General features: G+C 67.5%; 3 protein-coding genes. 2 read left to right on the top strand and 1 reads right to left on the bottom strand.

Annotation, left to right across the window (positions count from 1 at the left end; all coding sequences use genetic code 11):
* The coding region (locus tag ACFFRH_RS43910; protein WP_386164098.1) for a non-reducing end alpha-L-arabinofuranosidase family hydrolase at nucleotides 1–2068 on the bottom strand (2068 nt) is incomplete at its 3' end.
* Between the two features lie 837 nt (nucleotides 2069–2905).
* On the opposite strand from ACFFRH_RS43910, the gene ACFFRH_RS43915 reads away from it, so the two are divergent.
* Together ACFFRH_RS43915 and ACFFRH_RS43920 are read left to right on the top strand one after the other, a co-directional pair.
* Nucleotides 2906–4036 (top strand): ricin-type beta-trefoil lectin domain protein, encoded by a 1131-nt coding sequence (locus ACFFRH_RS43915; protein ID WP_386164100.1) that lies wholly within the window; start codon nucleotides 2906–2908, stop codon nucleotides 4034–4036.
* Between the two features lie 463 nt (nucleotides 4037–4499).
* Complete coding sequence (locus ACFFRH_RS43920; protein WP_386164102.1) at nucleotides 4500–5489, top strand: LacI family DNA-binding transcriptional regulator; 990 nt, start codon at nucleotides 4500–4502, stop codon at nucleotides 5487–5489.
* Nucleotides 5490–5706 lie beyond the last annotated feature (217 nt).

Raw genomic sequence — 5706 nt, forward strand, 5'->3', positions numbered from 1 at the left:
TGCCGATGGGCATGCTGGCGCGGTAGATCTTGCCGTTGTCGCCGGCGAAGAACAGGTACATGTTGGTGCTGTCACCGATGACGGCCTGGTCGATGGGGCCGGTCTGGGAGCCGGTGATGCTGCCGGAGAAGAGGGTCTGGGGGGAGGACCAGCCGTTGGCGTTGGTGGGGTCGCTGGAGGTGCGGTAGGAGAAGGCGGGGCCGCCCCATTGGTAGGCGAGGACCCAGATGTTCTTGGGGGCGAAGTAGAACAGGCTGGGGGCGACGGTGCCGGAGGACATGGTGTTCTGGCTGGCCGAGGCCATGTCCGACCAGTTGGTGAACAGGCCGAAGTTCATCGAGCCCCAGCTGCTGCCGAAGTCGTGGGTGGTGGCGTAGACGAGCTGCCTGCCGTTGTAGGGGGCGACGGTGAAGTCCTTGAGCGAGACCCAGCCCGACTTCGGGTTGGCCAGCACACCGGTCGAGCTCCACCGGTACGACGACGGGAGATCGCACGTGCCGGTCGGGGTCGGCGTCGGGGTCGGCGTCGGGTCAGGGGTTCCCGGGGTGCCGTTCCAGGTCCACTTCTGGTTGTTGCCGCCGTGGCAGGCGTAGATCTGGATCAGGGTGCTGTTGGCGGTCCCGTTGTTGGCGGCGTCCAGGCACAGCCCGGACTGCACGCCGGTGATGCTGCCGTCGGTGTTGATGCGCCACTTCTGGTTGTTGCCGCCGTGGCAGGCGTAGATCTGGGCCTTGACCCCGTTGGCGGTGCCGGCGGCGTCCAGGCACTTGTTGCCGTAGACCCTGAACTCCTGCGCGGAGGTGTAGGTCCACTGCTGGTTGGGGTTGGTGTGACAGTCCCACAGGGTCACCTGGGTGCCGTCGGTCGTCGAGGAGTTCGGCACGTCCACGCACCGGCCGGAGGCCACGCCCCTGATCTGCCCGGTACCGCCACCCGAGGTCGGGGTGGGGGTGGGAGTCGGAGTGATCGTGGGATCCGGGTTGGGGTCGGCGGCGTTGAGGGCGTTCAGGACCGAGGTGTAGGCGGCCTTCTTGTTGCCCGAGCTGTCGAAGAGCAGGGGGGTGGTGTTGGCGCCGAGCCAGGAGTCGCTGTCGCGGACGCCCCAGACGGTGATGCCGTTGCAACGCGGCACCGCCAGGCAGTCGTTGGTCACCGCGGCGTAGGTCTGGGCCGAGCCGCCCTGGATGTCCAGCTCGGTGATCTGCACGTCGACGCCGAGGGCGGCGAAGCTGGAGATCGTGGTGCGGTAGTTGCTGTTGTAGGCGCTCTGGCTGTTGAAGTGCGACTGCAGGCCCACGCAGTCGATCGGCACGCCACGCGACTTGAAGTCGCGGACCATGTTGTAGACGCCCTGGGTCTTGGCCCACGACCAGTTGTCGATGTTGTAGTCGTTGTAGCAGAGCTTGGCGGCCGGGTCGGCGGCCCGCGCGGTGCGGAAGGCGACCTCGATCCAGTCGTTGCCGGTGCGCTGCAGGTTGGAGTCGCGCCGCCCGCCGGAGTTGCCGTCGGCGAACGCCTCGTTCACCACGTCCCAGGCGTAGATCTTGCCCTTGTAGTGGTTCACCACGCCGTTGATGTGGTTGATCATCGCCTGGCGCAGCGAGCTGCCCTCCATCGAGCGCATCCAGTTCGGCTGCTGGTTGTGCCAGGCCAGGGTGTGCCCGCGCACCCGCTTGCCGTTCTGCACCGCCCAGTTGTAGACGCGGTCGCCGTTGGTGAAGTTGAACTGGTTCTGGTTCGGCTCGGTGGCGTCGATCTTCATCTCGTTCTCGGCCGTCACCATGTCGAACTCGCGGTTCGCGATGGTCGTGTACTGGGAGTCGCCCAGTTTGCCCGCCGAGATCGCGGTGCCGAAGTACCGGCCGCTCTGCTGGGCCGCCGCGCCGAGCGTGGACGCGGCGGCACTGAAGGAAGCGGCGCTGACGGAAGCGGCGCCGGCGGAGACCTGGGCGGTCACCGCTGTGGTCGTGCCGAGCACGAGGGTGCCGAGGGCGCCGACGATCAGGGCCCGGCGGAGGCCGCCGAGGGGTCGCCGGGTGCCGGGCGGGGGTATGGCATTCGTGTCCATGCCTGAGCCTCCATAACTGCATCACAGAAACGCGGAAGCGGATAGTCGCGAGGGGACACACCGCGGGATCGACGCCGCGTTCCGTCATCAGGGAACGCGCACCACCAGGGCGTCGTGGCCGACGGCCCCTGCCGCTCACCACCGGCTTGGCATGGGGCCGTCTCGGGGACTCAGTGTGGAAAGTATTACAAAATGTGTCAAGCTCATCCAGCAAGGTTCTGTTCTGCTGTTTGATGCACATGTCGTGACCAGTGCCGACGTCTCCTGGACCCCGGAAAGCCACGGGTCCGCCCGCGGGTCCGAGACCTCCTTTGTGAAATTTTCATCTCATCGGCCCGTCCGCCTCGGTGCGGCGATCCGTGAAACAGCAGATGAACCGTGCTCGCCTCGCACCCCTTGCGGGCAGGCCATGTTTCGTACTCTTGACAGCCTCTCTCCGCCTGGTGTTTGCTCCGCTCCACCACCACAACCGTTCGACAGAGAAGGAGCCCCGACCGGCGGACAAATGTTAGCGCTCACATCTTTCTGCCCCCCAGAATGCGTGCTCGGCGACCGTTGATTCCTGCCCGACACCACGCCCATGGTTGCCCCCTTACGGTCGCTGATCTCTTGACAGGAGGCTTTCCCGCACGGCGGAAGCTGAGATCAGCCTTATACATCGGGCCTCGCAGCTCTCAGGTGACCGGCGGACACCTGCGATGCGCCCGAGCCGCCACGCCCGCTCGCCAGGCATGCCACCACATGGCATTCGCCGGCGAGTGATTTACGAATACGAACCGCTGGCGCTACACGAGCCGTCAGCGGTAACTGCTCTCAGCTGCCGGAAAGAGGTTGAGCATGCGTGGGTGGAGACGGTGGTTCGGCGCGGCGCTTCTGGCCGTGACCATGGTTGCCCTGGGCGCGGTGACGCAAACGAGTGTCGCCGGAGCGGAGTCCAACGGCGGAGTGCGGGTCATGCCGCTGGGCGACTCGATCACCGAGGGTACGCAGGTGCCGGGCGGATACCGCATCGGCCTGTGGCAGCGGCTGGTCTCCGGCCGGTACACGGTGGATTTCGTCGGGTCGCAGTTCAACGGGCCGGGCAACCTGGGTGACCACGACCACCAGGGGCACCCCGGCTGGCGTATCGACCAGATCGACGCGAACATCACCAACTGGGCGCGGACCCAGAATCCGCGCACGGTGCTGCTGCACATCGGCACCAACGACATACTGCAGAACTACAACGTGGCCGGAGCGCCCCAGCGGCTGTCCACCCTGATCGACCGCATCACGACCACCGTGCCGGACGCGGACGTGTTCGTCGCCACCATCATCCCGCTGTCCAACTCCGGGCAGGAGTCCGCCGCCCGCACCTTCAACGCGGCCATCCCCGGCATCGTGCAGAACAAGGTCAACAGCGGCAAGCGCGTCCACCTGGTCGACATGCACAGCAAGCTGACCACCTCCGACCTGATCGACGGCATCCACCCCACCGCCGGCGGCTACGACAAGATGGCCGCCGCCTGGTACGCGGCACTCCAGTCGGTCTCCGGCAGCATCGGCCAGCCCGGTGGCCCCAGCTCCACGCCGACCCCCACGCCCGCGAACGCGATCCGCGGCGTGGGCTCGGGCCGATGCCTGGACGTCGCCAACGTCTCGCAGGCCAACGGAGCCCTGGTGCAGATCTGGGACTGCAACGGCCAGACCAACCAGCAGTGGACGCAGACCAGCGCGAACGAGCTCCGGGTGTACGGCAACAAGTGCCTGGACGTGGCCAACATGAGCACCGCCGACGGTGCCGCGGTGCACATCTGGGACTGCAACGGCCAGAGCAACCAGAAGTGGCGCCTCAACAGCGACGGAAGCATCACCGCGCTCGGCGCGAACAAGTGCCTGGACGTCCCCAACTACTCCACCGCCAACGGTGTCAAACTCCAGATCTGGTCCTGCAACGGCGCCGCCAACCAGCGCTGGACCCGCGTCTGACGGGAGGGAGCCCCCGGGGCGGTCTCACGCCGCATGGCAGGAGACCGCCCCGGGAGGCCGTCCCGGCGAGGTGTGAGAGGCGGGAAGCCGGCACGCGGTGTTCACCGGTGTTCGTGTCCGGCCCGCGACAGGCCGGGAATCAGGTGCGGCCTTTTCGCCGTCGAGCCGTGAAGACGCTTCGGGGCGAGTGCGCCACCGGTGGATCTCCCGCCGGGCCGGCGCCGGTCTCTCGTCGTATGACGAGATCGGCCCGTCTCCTCGCCCCGCCCGCGGGCCGGGCGAGGAGACGGGCGGGCCGGGCACGGTCACGTCGCTCCGGCGGTCGATGGGCAAGCGGTTCCGGCGTGACGGGACCGTGATGGGTGAAGTTCTTGACGCGACCTGATGTTAGCGCTCACAGTCTTCCTGGATCGTACGAGAGGAGCGCCGGGTGGGACCTGTCCCGAGGCGTCGCCCGCCCATCATGGCGGACGTGGCGAAGGTGGCGGGCGTGTCACATCAGACGGTCTCGCGTGTGCTCAACGGCCATCCCAACGTCAGCGAGGAGACCCGGGCCCAGGTCCTGCGCGCGATCGACCTGCTGGGTTACCGGCGCAATCTCGTCGCACGCGCACTGGTCACCAGGAACTCCCGCCGGCTGGGTGTCGTCAGTTTCGACACGACGCTGTACGGCCCCGCGAGCACGGTCTACGGCATCGAGCAGGCAGCCAGGAACGCGGGTTATTCCATCAGCATCGTGAGTCTTCGGACCATCGACAGGGCGAGGATGCTCGACGCCATCGGCTACCTGACCGAACAGGGCGTGGACGGCATCGTGGTGGTCGCCCCACAGCGTTCGGCGGCCGAGGCGCTGGAGGACATGCCCGCCGGCATGCCGGCCGTGGCCGTCGAGGGCGGCCGGACGGACAGCGTGTCGGCGGTCAGCGTCGACCAGGTCGAGGGCGCCGTCCTGGCGACCCGGCACCTGCTGGACCTGAAGCACGAGACGGTCTGGCACGTCGGCGGTCCGGCCAACTGGCTGGAGGCCGAAGGCCGCGCGCACGGCTGGCGCGAGGCGCTGACCGCCGCGGGCCGCCCGGTCCCCGAACTCCTCGCCGGCGACTGGAGCCCGCGCTCCGGCTACCGTGCCGGGCAGCGGCTGGCCGCGATGATCGACGAGGTCACCGCCGTGTTCGTGGCCAACGACCAGATGGCTCTGGGGGTGCTGCGCGCCCTCATGGAGCAGGGGGTGAGCGTCCCCGGCCAGATCAACATCGTGGGGTTCGACGACATCCCGGAGTCGGAGTTCTTCTTCCCTCCTCTCACGACCATCAGACAGGACTTCGGGGCCGTGGGCAGGCGCAGCATCGACGTGCTCGTACGGCAGATCGAGACGGAGGGGCCCTACGTGCGCGAGCGTCACGTCGTGTCTCCCCGTCTCGTTCTCAGGGCCAGTACGTCGGCGGTGCGCTAGTCGCCCACGGAAGCAGAAAGAGCGTTGACGGCTCACGGATGTCAGCGCTCACACCACGAAAGGAACTCCCCATGTTGCGAAGGATCTCGGCACTGATCGCGGTCGGTGCCGTCGCTTTGACGATGACGGGTTGCGGTGGCTCCAGCACCCCGGGTGCCTCCACCGACACCGGCAAGGTCGCCGACGACGGCAAGATCACGATGGGTTTCTCCCAGGT

The organism is Streptosporangium vulgare (assembly GCF_042428775.1).
GTDB lineage: Bacteria > Actinomycetota > Actinomycetes > Streptosporangiales > Streptosporangiaceae > Streptosporangium > Streptosporangium vulgare.

Bases quoted from the DNA above. Each gene is read 5' to 3' on its own strand.
- ACFFRH_RS43915 (WP_386164100.1), top strand. From the start codon at position 2,906: ATGCGTGGGTGGAGACGGTGGTTCGGCGCGGCGCTTCTGGCCGTGACC.
- ACFFRH_RS43920 (WP_386164102.1), top strand. From the start codon at position 4,500: ATGGCGGACGTGGCGAAGGTGGCGGGCGTGTCACATCAGACGGTCTCG.